The sequence below is a fragment of the Dyadobacter crusticola DSM 16708 genome (assembly GCF_000701505.1).
GTDB lineage: Bacteria > Bacteroidota > Bacteroidia > Cytophagales > Spirosomataceae > Dyadobacter > Dyadobacter crusticola.
Window position 1 is genome coordinate 75059 of sequence record NZ_JNJB01000004.1, and the last position, 17071, is coordinate 92129.

Genomic DNA, 17071 nt, shown 5'->3' on the forward strand with positions numbered 1-17071 from the left:
GGCTTTATTAAAGAGGCTGCAAGCCTTCCTGGCACTGGATCGCTGTAATTACTACTGTGTTGAAAATATCGTCGACTGTACAGCCGCGGCTTAGGTCGTTAACCGGCTTGTTCAGCCCCTGCAGCATCGGACCAATCGCGAGTGCACCCGTTTCCCGCTGAACTGCCTTGTAGGTATTGTTCCCGGTATTTAAATCTGGAAAAATCAGCACGCTGGCCTTGCCGGCGACTTCCGATTCTGACAGCTTCTGCTTTCCGACAATCGGGTCCACAGCCGCATCGTACTGAATGGGGCCTTCTACTTTCAGGTCGGGCCTTTTCTGTTTTACAATGCGCGTAGCTTCTCTTACTTTTTCCACATCCTCCCCTTCCCCGGAGGATCCCGACGAGTACGACAACATCGCAATCCTGGGTTCGATACCAAACCTCGCGCTGCTTTCAGCCGACGAAATCGCGATGTCGGCCAGCTGATCGGCCGTCGGGTTCGGGTTCACTGCGCAGTCGCCAAAAACGGAGACGCGCTCGGGCAGGCACATGAAGAAAATGGACGATACAATGGATACACCGGGTTTGGTTTTGATAAACTGCAATGCAGGTCTGATCGTATGCTGCGTCGTGTGTATCGCGCCTGAAACCATTCCGTCAGCTTCGCCCAGGTACACCATCATGGTACCAAAATAGGATACATCCTGCATCAGGTCACGCGCCATTTCCTGGTTTACATTCTTGTTTTTGCGGAGTTCGTACAGCTTTTCAGCATACACTTCGTACTTGTCCGAGTTGGCCGGATCAATGATACGGATCTCGTTCATGTCGGGGCTTAACCCAAGCCGCTTGAAGGACGCAGTTACCTCCGCAGGGTCGCCGAGAATGGTCAGCTGTACCACCTGCTGGTTCACAAGGCGGGTAGCCGCTTTCAGTATCCTGTCGTCATTTCCTTCGGGCAATACGATATGTTCTTTCTGGTTTTTAGCCCATTTTACCAATTGGTACTGGAACATGTGCGGCGTAATGCCCTGCGGCTGGAAAGTAATGATCCGCTCGTCGAGCGCTTGCACATCCACATATTTCTCGAAAATCTCAATCGCCAGCCCGATCTTCTTCTTGTTATCGGCTGTGATCCTGGAATGGATAGCGCCAATGGCAGTGGTCGTTTCGAAGGTACCTTTCTCGACCGCGAGGATCGGGATCACTGTTTGCAAACCTTCGATCATCCGCACTACGGGTTCGTCGGGCAAGGTACCTGCTGTGAGCACAAGGCCTGCCACTTTCGGGTAGTTGGTGGAAAGATTGGCCTGAATCGCGCCGATGATAATATCGCCTCTGTCTCCCGGTGTTACAATGAGGACATTCTCTTTGATGTGGTTCAGAAAGTTGGGAAGCATCATCGCGCCGGTAACAAAATTGTCCACCTGGTTAGATACGAGACTTTCGCCGAAAAGCAGCTTAGCCTGCAACGCATCGCATATTTCCCGCATCGTCGGACTTTGTAAATCCTGGTTCCACGGAATGACCGACAGCATGATTTGGGCAGGTACCTGCATTTGCAGCAATGCGGTGATATCTTCCTGTTGCTCCGCCTTTACGCGGTTCACGACGATTCCTACCACCTGCACTTCCCTGTTTTCGAAATTGTGCAGGATATTCAGTACCGCACTCACGATCTGCGAGGTAGATTTATTCTGTCCGCCCACAATAGCGAGCACAGGCGCGCCGAGGTTTTTGGCGATTGCTGCATTGGATTCAAACTCGAATGCAATGCCTTCACCCAGGAAATCGCTGCCCTCGATCACCGTAAAGTCGTAGGTATCTTCAAGCTTTTTGTACTTGCTGATAATAGTATCGAGCATTTCACCCTGGTTCTCCGACTCGGTAAACTGTAGTACCTGCTGACGGGTGAATGCGAAAGTATCCTCGTAAGGTACCGGCAGAGAGAAATAGTCGAGAATGGCTTCCACGTGCCGCTCTTTTTTACCGGGCGGCTGCTCGGAGATGATCGGTTTGAAATACCCTACCTTTTCGGTTTTGCCGAGCAACATATTGACCAGGCCGAGGGCAAGCACAGATTTGCCCGTAAATGGTTCCGCCGAAGCTATAAAAATGGATTTTGTCATAAAAGGAAGTCTGTTTGGACAGTTCTGCTAAGCCAGAACCGAGCCCTATTAAAGGCAATGTGGCTAATCTGAGCCATATTTTTGCAAATAGCCCGCCAGAAAATCTTTGAGGCTGTGGAGATCAGCGAGATCGGCCGACTTCCTTATAAAGGTCATCGCTCCTAATTCAAGGCTCTTAGTGGCCACACTATCAGTATAATCGGCGCTATTAATTACCACCGGGATCTCTCTCCATTTTGGATTGATCTCATCGCCGGAGTTTTTAAGCATTTGCAGGAGCTCGTATCCGTTCATTTCTTCCATATTCAGGTCGAGCATGATCAAAGCCGGAAACTCCTCATCTTTTGCGGTACCATCTATTGCAGCGACTCTGTCAAGCAGTGAACCTGCGCCATCGAAAAACTCGATCTTTTCCTTTGGCAAAAACCTTCCCAGGAAATGGTTCAGCAGGAACCTGTAATCGGCAGAGTCGTCGACGATAAAAACGGGTCGCATGATTTCGCTGGTCAGATACGGATGATTAATGTACGCACGAGAATCTTGGCTAAAAGCAACAATCATGCCACTTTCGAAATAGTACGCGTTTGAATAATCTTCCTGATATCAAAGTAGACTACTGTCACATTTTTTTTATATAGATGCAAAACTTTTACTTTTACCTACTTCCTCTTACGCTACAAACAAGAACCTTTATACTCCATAAATAATAAATGAATGTCTGAAAATGCTGATAACGGCTACGTAAACCTGGTACCTGGTAGCGGGCCAGTGCCTGTGGTAGCGATTGGGGGATCTGCGGGAGGGCAGCAGGCTGTTACTGAGCTTTTACAGCATCTTCCGCCGGATACCGGCCTCGCCTTTGTTTATATTCAACATCTCTCGCCGGAATTCGAAAGCCGACTCTCGTCCATATTGTCGAAGGTGACAAAAATGAAAGTGGTGGAAGCAACACCACTGATGCAGGTCTCGCCTAATCATCTTTATATCATTCCGCCGAACAAGGGAATGGAAATTATCGACGGCGTACTGGTGCTCGTCCCCAGGAAGCCGCGCCCGCACATTCATCTGCCGATAGACCAGTTTTTTATTTCCCTTGCCGAAAGACAAAAAGACGGCGCGATCGGCATTGTGCTGTCCGGTCTGGCAAGCGACGGAACGCTGGGCTTAAAAGCGATTAAAGTAGCAGGGGGTATCACCTTTGCCCAGGATGAAAGTGCGGAGTTTGCCGAAATGCCCCAGTCTGCGATCAGCGAAGGGGTGGTTGACATGGTTTTAAGCCCCAAAGACATCGCTGCCGAGCTGGTGCGGTTGAGCCAGCATGCCGATGTTTTCAAGCTTACCCACGAAGCGCAGGAGAGCATCGAAGAAGATTCCACTGACAAAGACCTTGCAAAAATCCTGGCTTTTGTAAAGTCTTCGGCGGGAATGGATTTCGGCAATTACAAGAAAAGCACGATCCGCAGGAGGATTATCAGGCGAATGCTGCTTTACAAGCTCGACAAGCTGAGCCAGTATATGGCTTACCTGAAGCAGCATCCTGCCGAAGCGATGATCCTCTACAATGACCTGCTCATCAATGTAACCAGCTTTTTCAGGGATGAGCAGACAATGGATTACCTCAAAAAGCAGATCCTGCCCGCGATCATCAAAAACAAAAACCCGGGAGATCCCATCCGGCTATGGGTCACAGCCTGCTCCACCGGCCAGGAAGCTTATTCGATTGCGATGATCATCATGGAAATACTGGGTGAACGTACAGCCAGTATTCCTATACAGATCTTTGCGACCGACCTGAGTGAAACTGCCATTGCAAAAGCACGCGTCGGGGTGTATACCCAAAGTGAGGTCAAAGATGTTTCAGTCCGGCGGCTCGACCGCTTTTTTACCAAAACAGATGAGCACTACCGGATCAACAAGCCGGTGCGTGATCTTTGTGTCTTTGCGCCACATAACCTGCTCACAGATCCGCCGTTTTCACGACTGGATATGGTTACCTGCCGTAATCTGCTGATATATCTGGATGATATGCTGCAGAAGAAAGCGCTCGCTACTTTCCACTATTCACTGAACCCAGGCGGCGTGCTTGTTCTCGGGAAATCCGAAGCTGTGGGAAGCTCGCCTTCGCACTTCTCGCAGATTGAGAAGGAATACAAGGTATTTGCGAGAAAAAATAACACCGTCGCCAGGATACCATCGGATATCAGTATCAAGAGGAATTCTTTTGTCATTGACACCAAAACTTCTACTTCCAAGAGCCAGGAGATGTTACCTCCACAAGACCTGGACAAACTTGTTGACACCTGGCTGCTTAACAATTTTGTCCCACCGAGCATTATCGTGGATCAGGACATGGAAATTCTCCAGTTCCGCGGCTCCACGAGTTTATACCTTGAACATGCCACGGGCAAAGCCAGCCTGAACCTGTCTAAAATGGCGCGGCCGTCACTTGTTTTCGAATTGCGCAATGCGATTCACAAAGCGCGGAAAACTTCCCAGCCCGCCAGCAAGTCGGGCCTAGAAGTAATTGTAGATGGTGTTGTACACTATGTTGAGATTAAAGCCGTGCCGATTACGAATTCGGCCAATCAGCATTTGTTCCTGATTCTTTTTGAGGAGTCAAAGGAACATCCGGCGGCGTTGGGCTTCGTGGAGATGGAAGCGGACAAGCGCGTGCTGATGCTGGAAGCAGAGCTCGCCGCACTCCGACAGGATATGCACTCCATCATTGAAGAACAGGAGGCCAGCAATGAAGAGCTGCAATCGGCCAATGAGGAAATTGTGAGCAGTAATGAAGAGCTTCAAAGTATTAATGAAGAGCTCGAAACCAGCAAGGAGGAGATTGAGTCGGCGAACGAGGAACTGCAGACGATCAATCAGGAACTGCAGGTAAGAAACGACCAGCTCAGCGAATCCTACGACTATTCGGAAGCGATCCTTGACACCATCAATGAAGCCACGCTCGTGCTCGACGACCAGCTCAGGATCAAGGTTGCGAATAAAGCATTTTACCGCGTTTTCCGCACCAATGCGGAGAGTACCGTCGGCAGCACGATCTATGAGCTGGGTAATCGCAAACTTGATTTCAGCGGCTTCCGTGAGCTGATGCATAACCTGGTGAGCCGCAATGCACCTATCACCGGCTTCGAGGTCAAACTGGAAGTAAACTCCGGGGATGAGCGCATTATGCTGATCAACGCCCGCAAAGTGCTGCTGCACCGCAAGCAGACGATCCTGCTTGTTTTTGAAGACAATACCGAGCACCAGAAGGCACAGAATCTGCTCAAAGAGCGCCAGCAATGGTTTGAAGAGCTTGTCGACAATGCAACCGCCATGATCCGGGTCTCCCAGCCCGACGGAAAGGTAAACTACCTGAACAAGGCGTGGCTGGATTTTACCGGACAATCTTACGAAAAAGAAAAGGGACATATACTGGCGGAAAGCATGCACCCCGAAGACCAGGACTGGTATAAAGCTCTTTCTGTCAAAAGCATGAATGACAGATCGCCTTACACGGCTGAATACAGGCTGCGCAGAGGCGACGGCGAGTACCAGTGGGTTTTGGAAAATACCAAGCCGATGTTTTCGGCAGAAGGCTTTTTCTCCGGCTATATAGCGACCTGTACCAATATTCACTTACAAAAGACACTGACCCAGCAGCTTAACCTCCATGTTGAGGAAAGAACGAGAGAGCTGACCAGTGCCAATATCGGTCTTGAAAGGGCCAATGCCGAACTGAGGCGGACGGCCGCCCGGCTGCGCAGCGTACTGAACGGTGTACCAGCCGCACTGATGTTAATGGAAGCCGTGTATTCGCCTGAGGGGGAAGTTGTTGATTTTATTACTTCCATTTACAACGACGTGGCGCTAGAACTCACCGGAATGAGCGAGGCGGATCTGACAGAAAAATCGCTGCTGCAATGGTATCCTGACTTCCGCGAAACTGGGCTGTTTGACCTTTATACAGAAGTACTTACAACAGGAAACACCGCCTATCGCGAAGTGAGCGGGATGCGGATTGCACCTGAAAGAACAGCCGCCTTCCTGATCACAAGACAAGTGGACCTGGCAGGAATCGTAATAACTATTCTGGATATCACTGACCGCAAACAGGCAGAAACGAAACTGGTCCAGACTGCCGAGAGTTTACAGGCTGTGCTCAACAGCTCACCTGCTTCTATCGGTTTTTTCAAAGGGATTTACGAGGGTGATGAGCCTGTTGATTTCAGACTGGCAGTGTGTAATGAGAAGTTTGCAGCAGGTCTGGGCAAGCGCGTCGGCGAACTGTTAGGAATGCTTGCTTCTGAGCTTTATTCGGCAGAAAAGGTAAAAACAATGACGGAGGTCCTTGCCAGAAAAGAGTACCGCTATGAAGAGATAGTCACCGAAGAACCTGAACGTAAATGGGCAGGTGTATCCATATCCCAGCACGACCACGGTGTGGCGATCACCGAGCTGGACATCAGCTTGTTGAAAGAAGCGAAAATGCATCAGGACGAGCTAATCGAGCGGCTGAACGGTTCAGTTGAAATGATTGAGTCGCTTTCTGTGGTAAAAGAATATGTGCGCCAGCGGGGATCTTTCCTTCGCTCGACCTTTCACGACCTGCGCGGCAGCTTTGGTATTATCAGTGGGGCAGCTTCGCTCATGAATATCATGGAGACTGAGGAAGATAAAAGGAAGACAGTCGATATGCTCCAGCGTAACCTCGGGCATGTTACGCAAATGATGAACCAGCTGCTGGATTTTGCAAGGCTTGAATCGGGAGAGGAAAAACTGGAATTAGCGAGGGCCGACGCATCCCAGTTGTTGGGGGAGTTGTGTGATGGTTCTTCCCCAATGGCGGCATCCAAAAATCTCTGGCTTAGATATGAAGGGCCAGCCAAACTGCTGATTGACGGGGATTCAGTAAAGATCAGGCGCATTGCTCAAAATCTCCTGCTGAATGCGATCCGGTATACTGCCACCGGCGGCGTGCTTGTGAGCTGGAAGGAAATCGACTTTCGTGGCAATGCAGGCTGGCAGTTCAGCATTTCGGACACTGGAACCGGGATTTCCGCTCAGCTGATCAGTCGGATCTTGGGAGATGAGAATGAGGAAAATCAACAGAAAAAGGGCACCGGAAAGAAAGAAAACAACGGAGAAGGCATCGGACTGTTTATTGTAAAGCACCTGATCAGGCTGCTCCAGGGAGATTTGCAGGTCAGTAGTAGCGAAGCGGGTACAACCTTTGTAGTTACTCTTCCAAAAACGTATTAACCAGTGAAACCGGGTGGCATAAGTTGAACAATGTAGTCTCGGAGGCGAAAATATAACTGATATGATTAGAGAAATGTACATTGTCGACGACAATCCCGACTACCACTTTCTGCTGTACAAAGCTTTTAAACAATTCGGCGGACAGTACGCGATGAAATTTTTCGAAGACGGTAAAGTGCTGCACCGCCACCTGAACACGCTCATCACTCAGGAAAAGAGTGATCAGCTGCCGGGGTTGATCATCGTAGACCTGAACATGCCAGGCATGAACGGACTTGACCTCCTTAAAGCCCTCCGACAGCAAAGAGCCCAAGCCGATACCTACCTCAACGAAATTCCTGTAGTTGTCATGAGCAGTGAGACACGCACGGACAAAATCCATCAGTGTTACCAGTTCGGCGCAGACGCGTACGTTGTTAAGCCGATGGAGTTCGAAAATCTCAAAAATACTTTGCAGGGAATCTGCAATTTCTGGCTGGGCAGGGTTACTGTGAAGTGAACCTGCATATTCAGCTGCAAAATTATGCGAACGCTATTGAATTGAAATGACGTTCGAATCCGCTGATGAAGTTTATCTACAATTAATACAGCACAATTCCTGCTCGTTTTGGCTAAACGAGCAGGAAATGGTAGTTAACTTATTTGTGCGACGCCGACGAGTTGCTGGAATGTTTGAACAGTTCCTCGGCCATTTCGAGATGGTGCTTCAATGCCGGAATTTTGGTATCCGCCCATTTTTTCAATTCATTATCCTGCCCTTTATTAGACTCGGTCTGAAACAAACCGATCGTTTGTTCGTGTGAAGCGATCATCATATTCATGTAAAGCATATCAAATTGCTCGCCTTTCATCGCTGCGAGACTATCGTACTGCTGCTTTGCTGCCCTACCCAGTTCAGCAGGCACCTGGATCTGCTTCTTTTTGGCGAGTGCTTTTAGCTCATCATTTACTTTGGAGTGGTCTTTCACCATCATTTTACCATATTCCTTTACTTTCGGAGAAACACCGTTTTTCGCAGCCAGATTACCCAGCTGTACTTCGAGCATACCTCCCTCGGCAGCTTTCATGACAAATTCCTGGTCCGGCGATTCAAGTTGTAGGTCCGACAATGCTGCCAGCATGACCACTGCGGTGAGGCAACTTGCCCATATGATAATCGTCTTCATAAATGTTTGGTTTGAATGTTAATGAGTTAGCGAGCGCTAAGGCTAAAAATGTATGCCAATGCGGCGATTATATCTGCAAGCCGAACCGGCTAAAAGGAAGCGGCCCGATTATGCGTCCCACGTTTTCAAACTGGTTATGCATAATCAGGCCGCATTGCCTGGTGTGTCTGACTACTAGTTATGATCGGCAGCGTCGTGGCCTTCTAGTTTTACAATCTTGTTGTAAGTTCCCAACAGGAGGAATGGCGCCGCCCACTGCCCTACAAACAATGCAGTATGTTTCCTTCCCAGGATTTTCAATGTAAGTGACGCTCCCATTGATGCAATGGCAGCCCATAAAAAGATGTCCGAAGGCAACTTGGCGGTTTGCTCCTCGATTGCTTCTGCTACTTTTCCTTCGCGGTGTTGCGGATTGATTTGATCTTTCATATCTGTTGATTTAAACCTGCACTCGTTTGCAGGCACCCGGTTTGAACAAAAAATTGTTCCAATGACCTTTACATTTCCCATTTCCCATTCAAATGGCTACAACCTGCGGTTCTAAGTGGAACAGTTTTTTCTCTTCTCAGCCCAAATCACACTCTTCACAGCACCGTATGACCACACTTTCCAGAACTTGCCTCGCAGCACTTTTCAGTTTGTTTGCGTGCAGCCCCTCTTTTGCCCAATTGACGATTTTTAATGTTTCTTCATCAGACATTGCCGACGCACGCCAGATCAGTATCCAGCAGCAGTTTGAGATTAACGACCAGATCGAATCTTCTACCACACTTACCTACGGTCTCGGAAAAGGCTGGGAAGCCGGGCTTAACCTCCTTAATGTAGATTACAATTATAAAACGAGGCATTTTGAGGTAAATGATACCACAACAGCACTTCCATTCGCGCCGCTCCTGCTGGCTAATGCACAAAAATCCTTTGAACTGAACGAGCATTTTTCTACCGGTCTCGGGGCAGTTGCGGGCACAAACCTTACCGGCGGGCACGGACACAGATTTGTTTATTACGGATATGCCAATCTACTCGCCAAAGTGGGAAGCCGCGATCAGTACCAGTTTGTGGCAGGTCCGTACATTAGTAATCACCGTTACCTCAGCGATGGTCCGGTTTATGGCGTTCAAAGCGGAGTGGATCTTGGATTTTGGTATAAAAGAGTCCACTTTCTAGCAGACTGGATCTCCGGGTCACATAACAAGGGGCGACTTACCGCAGGGATCGAAATTTTCATAGCAGAGCGTTTCCCGCTTTCACTCGGCTGGCAACGCGCCAATTCCGACGGCTCGCAAGCTGCAGTCTTGCAGTTAACGATTTTACCCAAATAAGTGTAAATATTCCCGATCTTCTTACAAACCCGTCATGAAAACAGCCGAACCAAAACATTCCTTCTTTTATCGCAACAGTCTGAGCATTGTATTCATCACCTTGTTTCTGGTGACCCTCGTAGCGCAGGCGGTGACCGGCTGGCACGAGCACAATTCGGAGCTCGAAAAAGACAATGCGGCCGGGATCGCCTTTACAGCTTACCTGCAAAGCGGCCACTTTATCTCTGCTACTTTTGAAAATTTTGAAAGTGAATTTTTGCAAATGGCCCTGTACGTGGTACTCACGGTGGGACTGCGTCAGAAAGGCTCGGCAGAATCCAAGTCGCTGGATGAAAAAGAAGAGGTAGACCGCGAACCGCGGCCGGGAAAAGATGCGCCCTGGGCAGTCAACAAAGGCGGGTGGATATTGAAAATTTATGAGAATTCATTGTTCCTGCTCTTCCTGATCTTGTTCCTGATCAGCTGGGTACTACACTTCTACGGTAGCTGGGTTGATCATAATGTGCAGAATATAGCTTCGGGAAAAGCACCAGATACAGTTGGCGAGTATTTAATGCAGGCTACTTTCTGGTTTGAAACCCTCCAGAACTGGCAAAGTGAATTTCTGTCGATTGCCAGCATTGTGGTATTCACCATTTTCCTCCGCCAGAAAGGTTCACCCGAGTCGAAGCCGGTAGACGCCCCCGACTCGGAAACCGGCAAATGAAGGGTAAGTTATGCTACTGAGGGGTACGAAGCTGCGGTATCTTCCGCGGTTTCGGCAAACTCCTCGGCCAGCATATCACCCAGCTCGGCTAGCTGGGTGATATGTGCCTGACAAGCTAATGCTGCCTCGCTTTCCTCATCCAGGTGCGCGAGCAGAGGTTCGTAAGCGTTAATCAGAATCTTCTGCTCCTCAATCAGCTGCGAAAGTAGTTTCGCCAGATCTTCTCCGTCCACTTCCCTGTCGTTTTTGCTCTTTGTAATACTGGCAAGATCTCCGTCATTCAAATTGCATTTGACAGTCTCGTAAAGCTCCCCTATCTCCTTTTTATACACCAGTGAGATCATATAGCCGTTACTGCAGGTCCTGCGCAGCCGCGCTGAGATTTCAAGCCCCATTACCGATCTAAAAAGCTCCTCCTGCTTTTTCATCAACCTCCAAACCCGGGCTATACATTTGACGATATCCTTTGAATTATCCGACATGGTACTGTAAAATGATACTTCCCAGCCGGTATTCAGCCGGAGACTGGGATAAGCGAAATGAATAAAAACGTTGATTTTAAACCTTTTTTGATCTCAGATAGAGAACCAACCCGACCACGATGGCCACGACAAGAATACCTATGGGTACAAGCATATCACACGATGTTTAAGTCCGTCCATAAATTTTCCAGCGACGCCCTTATAAAAACCATGCCAAGATCGCTTCCACACAGGTGGGAAGTGGGGATGTCAGAGTTGCTGGCATACATTTTTATAACCGACCGCGAAAATTTATCAACAACAAACTTAAAAATGCATCTTATGAAAAAGTTGAAATTGATGTTAATGCTTGCAGCCGGAATGTTCGTAGCCGTTTCCTGTAATGATGATGACGATGACAATGTGGGGACTACAGTACCCGAAGCCGACAGGATGTTTGTGGTAAATGCGGCAGATGGTGGCATGTTTGAGGTGAGAGCAGGAGAACTTGCCGTAGCCAAAGGCGACAGCACTAAAACAGGTATGGTGATGGGAACGGATACAATGAGCGTCAAATCCTTTGGACGAATGATGATCACCGACCACACCAAAGCGAATAATGAACTGAAAGGACTTGCGGAACCGAAAAGAGTGGAAATCCCGACCACATTAAGTGCGGCAAAACAAAAAATGCTGGATAGTCTGAACACCGCTACCGGCGCTGCATTCAACATGATGTATGTGCGGATGATGGTGGTTTCTCACAAGGAAACAGTTTCGCTATTTGAGAAACAATCCAATACCGGCCAGGATGCTGAGCTGAAATCATGGGCTTCACAGAAGCTGCCTGTTTTGAGGCACCACCTGGAAATGGCAGAAATGATGCAGGATGAAATGTAAGGTGCTTTTTTTAAACAAGAATGATCATGGAAAACGATAAAGCACAATCAGATAAAGCACAATCCGATAAGGAAAGGGTTCTGAAAAATGACCCCACTTCGGGCGGGCGTAATGGCACCGACAACTTCAATGACGACGAGGTGGACGATTACGGGATTGACTACAGTGCACCTGATGCCGAAGAGCAGCTCGAAGCCCGCATTACCAACAAAGGAGGACGCGGGCCCAATAGCGGCGACAGGAACCCCAATGACGAATACGATGACAAGTTCGAGGACAATAAATAGGAGCTATTATTTTATCCTGCATTCAGGCGCCCGCCTGAATGCAGGACCTCAAAAGACAATTTATTAACCCGGTTTTTCAAAATATCATGGCGGACAGACATATAGAAAACGAGCTGCTCGAATCCCCTTCTTCAAATCAGCTGAAAGTACTTCCGGGAAGACCGTTTCCACTCGGCGCCAGCTTTGACGGGAATGGGGTAAATTTTGCAGTATTCTCCGAGAATGCAGACGGAGTGGAGCTTTGCCTTTTCAATTCTGAAAACGACACGGAGGAAGAAGCTAAGATCAAGATCGAAGAAGTTACGCACCATATCTGGCATGTATATGTGCCAGGCCTGAAAGCGGGACAATTGTACGGATACCGGGTACACGGTCGCTTTGAGCCGGAAAACGGTCACCGTTTCAATGCAAATAAGTTGCTTATCGACCCATACAGCCGCGCTTTGGCCGGAGAGCTGAAATGGGATGAGGCATTATTCGGGTACAACTTCGGCGACGAGCAGGAAGACCTGAGCTTTAACGATAAGGACAGCGCACCATTTATCCCCAAGTCAGTGGTTGTAGACTGCCAGTTTGATTGGGAAAACGACACACGCCCCGACATTCCTTACCACGATTCGATCATTTATGAAGCGCACGTGAAAGGATTAACGATGACTCACCCCGATATTCCGGAAGAGATCCGGGGTACTTACGCAGGCGTGGCGCATCCTGTTACGATTGAATACCTTAAATCGCTTGGCATTACAGCCATTGAATTGATGCCGGTACACCAGTTTGTGGCTGACCAGCATTTGCTTGAAAAAGGGCTTACCAATTACTGGGGCTACAACACGATCGGCTTCTTCGCACCAGACTCGCGCTACAGCAGCACCGGACGTAATGGAGAGCAGGTGTGGGAATTTAAGAATATGGTTAAAGAGCTGCATAAGGCTGGTATCGAAGTGATATTGGATGTAGTGTATAACCACACCGCCGAAGGAAATCACATGGGGCCGATCCTTTCGTTCAAAGGTTTTGACAATGCTTCCTATTACCGGCTTACCGAAGATGATCCGCGTTTTTACATGGATTACACGGGTACCGGCAATACACTGAACGTGCAGCTGCCCAACGTACTCGCGCTGATCATGGACAGCCTGCGCTACTGGATCACTGAAATGCACGTTGACGGGTTCCGGTTCGACCTCGCCTCCACCCTCGCGCGCACTTTGCACGAAACCGACAATCTAAGCTCTTTCTTCAACATCATACACCAGGATCCGGTGATTTCACGGGTGAAGCTCATCGCCGAGCCTTGGGATATTGGCGACTCAGGCTATATGGTAGGTAAATTCCCTCCGGGCTGGGCTGAATGGAATGATATGTTCCGCGACCAGATCCGCGACTACTGGCGGGGAGAAGAAATCGCCTTCAGCGCATTTGCTAACCGGATTACCGGCAGTCCCGACCTGTACCGGGGAGATTACCGCCGTCCTACCGCAAGCGTCAACTTCATTACCGCGCACGACGGCTTTACATTGCACGACCTGGTTTCCTACAATGAAAAGCACAACGAGGCAAACGGGGAAGATAACAATGACGGATCTGACGATAACCGGTCGTGGAATTGCGGCGTAGAAGGCGAAACGGACGATGAGAGCATCATCCAGCTCCGTAACAAGCAGAAGCGCAACTTCCTAGCGACCATGTTTCTTTCACAAGGAGTTCCTATGCTGGTATCCGGAGACGAACTGGGCCGCAGCCAGGGAGGTAACAACAACAGCTACTGCCAGGACGACGAGATTTCCTGGATCCTGTGGGACAAAGCAGACAGCAATCTCCTGGATTTTACGCGGGCATTGATCCGGTTTTCAAAAGACCATCCTACTTTCCGCCGCAGGCGCTGGTTCCAGGGATTACCCCTTCACGGATCAGAAGTAAAGGATATTATGTGGGTAATGCCGGACGGTAACCAGGTCAGCGATGAGCAATGGGAAACGGAAAGCGCGCGTGTGATGGGTGTATACCTGAATGGAGACGGTATCCGCTGTGTGAACATGAACAATGAGCGCATTGTCGACGACAGCTTTTTCCTGATCTTCAACAGTACAGCTGAGCAGGTGGAGTTTACACTTCCCTCAGCCGAATGCGGCAATGAATGGCACGTTGTAATCGATACCAATGCCGGGATGATCACCGAAGAAAACGATGATTTAAAGCCAGGCGAGGTACTGATGATTCCCGACCGCTCTGTAATGGTGCTGAAATGTCCGAATATGAAACGCAACAACTTTTAACAAACACCATAGAGCGACTGAGGAGATATGAAAAAGGAAGAAATAATACCCTGGGATTGGGAGCGTATACTTTTCGGACAGGCCCCGCCGGAGTTCCTTGTGGAGGTGTTCGTCCGGACCGCAATTATTTATATTGCCCTGCTGATCATCGTACGAATGATGGGTAAGAGAATGGGCGGCCAGCTTACCATATCTGAAATGGCGGTGATGGTCACGCTCGGTGCGATTGTCTCGCCTGCGATGCAAATTCCTCAGCTTGGAGTTTTACTGGGAATTATGATCCTGGTGTGCGCGCTTATTTTTCAAAGGGGCATTCATCGGGCTGAATTCAAGAGCAGGAAATTTGAGCACGCAAGCCAGGGCGGCTCTGTAATGATGGTAAAAAACGGCGTGATCCAGCTCAATGAAATGACTAGATCGAAAGTGTCCAGGCAACAGCTCTTCTCGGCACTACGGGGCAAGAATGTGTACAACCTGGGAGATGTTGGCCGTGTGTATCTGGAAGCCTGTGGTATTTTCAGCATTTACAAAAGGGATGAACCTGAGCCTGGATTGCAGATCTTCCCGCCAAGCGACGATTCCATACTTGGGTTTTCGCAGGAACCGGTGGATGGAGCCTCCGTATGTGCCAACTGCGGGAAGGTAATCTATGATACCAAGGAAGACCGACCATGTAAGGCTTGCGGTTCACAAGACTGGCTGCCTGCAACTGTTTCCGTTAAATCTCAACTAGTAAGTTCATGAAACCCGAAGAAATCAAAATCAATGATTGGCAAAGAATATTCATCGGGAACGTACCAGGTGAGTTTTATCTGGAAGTGATACTCAGGATCGTCATTATCTATTTGGTACTGATGATCTCTATGCGGCTGATGGGCAAAAGGATGGCCTCGCAGCTGAGCCGGAACGAGATGATCGCCATGGTGTCCCTGGCTGCGGCTATCGGGGTACCGCTTCAATCTCCCGACCGTGGCATCCTGGCCGTTATTGTAATCGCGGCCATTGTCGTATCCATTCAGCAGATTGTAGCCCGTGTTTCTGCTAAAAACCAGCGTTTGGAGACGGTTACCCAGGGAAACATGACACCGATTATCGAGGATAGCCACCTGAACCTAAAACAAATGCAGCGGGCCGGTATTACCCGGGAGCGTGCATTTGCGCAGCTGCGTGGTAACAATATCCGGCATTTGGGTGAAGTGAAGAGGCTTTATTTTGAAGCAGGCGGTTCATTTACCATGATCAAAAACTATGACACCGTACCTGGTCTGCCGATCTTGCCTATCTGGGACAAAGAGTACCAAAACGAGATCAGCGAGACTTGCAACGAAGAGGTTTGCGAGCAGTGCGGGAATTACGCAAAGGGAAATCAAGCCGATGAGAAGTGCAGCAACTGCGGCAATGACAAGTTTATCGCCGCAGTGAAATAATACATTCGCTTAGCCGTAAACCAAGCGCCTTGGCAATGAATTTGTAACGCGGCTGCCGTGATAAACTAACCAGGAAAAATATGGAAACAGGAACCAGCTCAGAAAAGCAGCGGGTACTCGTGGTTGATGATAACCGGGATGCTGCGGATACCCTCGCCATGATGCTAAAGCTGACCGGCTACGAAACGAGAGCCTGCTACAGCGGCACAGAAGGGGTCGCTACCGCTGAACTATACCAGCCTATGGCGATTGTACTCGATATAGGAATGCCGGACATCACCGGCTACGAAGCTTGCCGGCAGATCCGCGAGACAGCTTGGGGACAATCGCCCCTTATTATTGCATTAACAGGCTACGGAGCGGATGAAGATCGCTTTAAAAGTACTCAGGCAGGTTTCGATGCGCATTTACTGAAACCTGTTGACCTGTCTGAATTATCCAGATTATTGAAAGAAAGACAAAGTAGCCTGGCCTGATTCGGCCAGGCTACATCATAATGCCGGTTGGCGGGTTACTCTCCTCGAAGCTGCTTCCTTATAGATAAACCGCTCAGAAAGCTCTCTCAGCAGCAGGTCTGTCCCTGCATCTTCGATGATATTGGCTTCAAGCACTTTTTCCATTTCATTGTTCCCCAGCACCTGCGCCAGCGTAATCAGGTTTTCATAGCTCGCAATTTTGTACTGACCGGCTTTTTGTGCCGCAATGATCAATGCGAAATCTCCTGTTCCTGCCCCGTCTTTATTCTTGTTCACTGTGGCTTCTACACTATGGAGAAGCTTCCCCATCGCGGCTGACGCGGTGCCTGCGGCCGTTTCATCCAGCGCCTCAAACAAGTGCCTGATGCGGTCTATGTGCGCCGAAGCATGTACCCTGCTTTGTCCCAATGTTCTCGAAAAATCCTGTGACTGTGCAACTCCCTGCATTAGGCGCAGCATACCCCACATCTTTTGTTCCACCCAGAGCATCTCTCTCAGCTCGGAAAGAAAAAGGTCGTAGAACTGTGAATTCTTGATTGTAGTTTCCATCTGGTTCTTTGTTGTTGATAAATCCCCCACCGCCCGCGCTCAAATCATGCCGCTTCGCACTGATTAACAGCTAGTAACAGAAATGAATGAAGTGTAATTGACAGCTAAGAAGTCACTGCTGAATATAAA

16 protein-coding genes are annotated in these 17071 nt (G+C 49.0%); 10 read left to right on the forward strand and 6 right to left on the reverse strand.

The window, feature by feature from the left end:
* Positions 1–7: 7 nt before the first annotated feature.
* Both pta and Q369_RS28195 read right to left on the reverse strand, forming a co-directional pair.
* The gene (pta, locus tag Q369_RS0103770) at positions 8–2113 is read right to left on the reverse strand and encodes a phosphate acetyltransferase (protein ID WP_031526464.1); all 2106 of its coding nucleotides are present in this window, start codon (positions 2111–2113) and stop codon (positions 8–10) included.
* A 63-nt stretch (positions 2114–2176) separates the two neighbouring features.
* Positions 2177–2608, reverse strand: coding sequence for a response regulator (locus Q369_RS28195; protein WP_205624298.1), 432 nt, complete (start codon positions 2606–2608; stop codon positions 2177–2179).
* 219 nt (positions 2609–2827) lie between these two features.
* Between Q369_RS28195 and Q369_RS0103780 the strand changes: the two genes are divergently transcribed.
* Positions 2828–7369, forward strand: a complete 4542-nt coding sequence (locus tag Q369_RS0103780; protein WP_031526466.1) for a CheR family methyltransferase — start codon at positions 2828–2830, stop codon at positions 7367–7369.
* 61 nt (positions 7370–7430) lie between these two features.
* The gene (locus Q369_RS0103785; RefSeq protein ID WP_084165637.1) at positions 7431–7868 is read left to right on the forward strand and encodes a response regulator; all 438 of its coding nucleotides are present in this window, start codon (positions 7431–7433) and stop codon (positions 7866–7868) included.
* A 139-nt stretch (positions 7869–8007) separates the two neighbouring features.
* Here the strand turns inward: Q369_RS0103785 and Q369_RS0103790 are convergent, their stop codons facing one another.
* Together Q369_RS0103790 and Q369_RS0103795 are read right to left on the reverse strand one after the other, a co-directional pair.
* A complete protein-coding gene (locus tag Q369_RS0103790) occupies positions 8008–8535 on the reverse strand; it encodes a DUF4142 domain-containing protein (RefSeq protein ID WP_084165638.1) in 528 nt (175 codons plus the stop codon).
* 174 nt (positions 8536–8709) lie between these two features.
* Positions 8710–8964: a hypothetical protein gene (locus Q369_RS0103795; protein WP_031526469.1), complete on the reverse strand. Its 255-nt coding sequence runs from the start codon at positions 8962–8964 to the stop codon at positions 8710–8712.
* A 167-nt stretch (positions 8965–9131) separates the two neighbouring features.
* On the opposite strand from Q369_RS0103795, the gene Q369_RS0103800 reads away from it, so the two are divergent.
* Complete coding sequence (locus Q369_RS0103800) at positions 9132–9857, forward strand: hypothetical protein (protein WP_031526470.1); 726 nt, start codon at positions 9132–9134, stop codon at positions 9855–9857.
* Positions 9858–9891: 34 nt separating this feature from the next.
* A complete protein-coding gene (locus Q369_RS0103805; protein WP_031526471.1) occupies positions 9892–10563 on the forward strand; it encodes a DUF6766 family protein in 672 nt (223 codons plus the stop codon).
* A gap of 8 nt (positions 10564–10571) precedes the next feature.
* Here Q369_RS0103805 and Q369_RS0103810 read toward each other — a convergent pair whose 3' ends face one another.
* Complete coding sequence (locus tag Q369_RS0103810; protein WP_031526472.1) at positions 10572–11045, reverse strand: hypothetical protein; 474 nt, start codon at positions 11043–11045, stop codon at positions 10572–10574.
* A gap of 321 nt (positions 11046–11366) precedes the next feature.
* Between Q369_RS0103810 and Q369_RS0103815 the strand changes: the two genes are divergently transcribed.
* The 6 genes from Q369_RS0103815 (at position 11367) to Q369_RS0103840 (ending at position 16393) form a co-directional block, all read left to right on the forward strand.
* On the forward strand, positions 11367–11924 hold the full coding sequence (locus tag Q369_RS0103815; protein WP_169739233.1) for a DUF4142 domain-containing protein: 558 nt from the start codon (positions 11367–11369) through the stop codon (positions 11922–11924).
* A 26-nt stretch (positions 11925–11950) separates the two neighbouring features.
* Positions 11951–12211: a hypothetical protein gene (locus Q369_RS0103820; RefSeq protein ID WP_157488026.1), complete on the forward strand. Its 261-nt coding sequence runs from the start codon at positions 11951–11953 to the stop codon at positions 12209–12211.
* Positions 12212–12297: 86 nt separating this feature from the next.
* On the forward strand, positions 12298–14490 hold the full coding sequence (glgX, locus tag Q369_RS0103825; protein WP_031526476.1) for a glycogen debranching protein GlgX: 2193 nt from the start codon (positions 12298–12300) through the stop codon (positions 14488–14490).
* A 27-nt stretch (positions 14491–14517) separates the two neighbouring features.
* Complete coding sequence (locus tag Q369_RS0103830) at positions 14518–15234, forward strand: DUF421 domain-containing protein (RefSeq protein WP_031526477.1); 717 nt, start codon at positions 14518–14520, stop codon at positions 15232–15234.
* Positions 15231–15917, forward strand: a complete 687-nt coding sequence (locus Q369_RS0103835) for a YetF domain-containing protein (protein ID WP_031526478.1) — start codon at positions 15231–15233, stop codon at positions 15915–15917. The genes Q369_RS0103830 and Q369_RS0103835 overlap by 4 nt, the downstream gene beginning before the upstream one ends.
* A gap of 80 nt (positions 15918–15997) precedes the next feature.
* A complete protein-coding gene (locus Q369_RS0103840) occupies positions 15998–16393 on the forward strand; it encodes a response regulator (protein WP_051663905.1) in 396 nt (131 codons plus the stop codon).
* A gap of 15 nt (positions 16394–16408) precedes the next feature.
* Here the strand turns inward: Q369_RS0103840 and Q369_RS0103845 are convergent, their stop codons facing one another.
* A complete protein-coding gene (locus tag Q369_RS0103845) occupies positions 16409–16942 on the reverse strand; it encodes a YciE/YciF ferroxidase family protein (RefSeq protein WP_031526481.1) in 534 nt (177 codons plus the stop codon).
* Positions 16943–17071 lie beyond the last annotated feature (129 nt).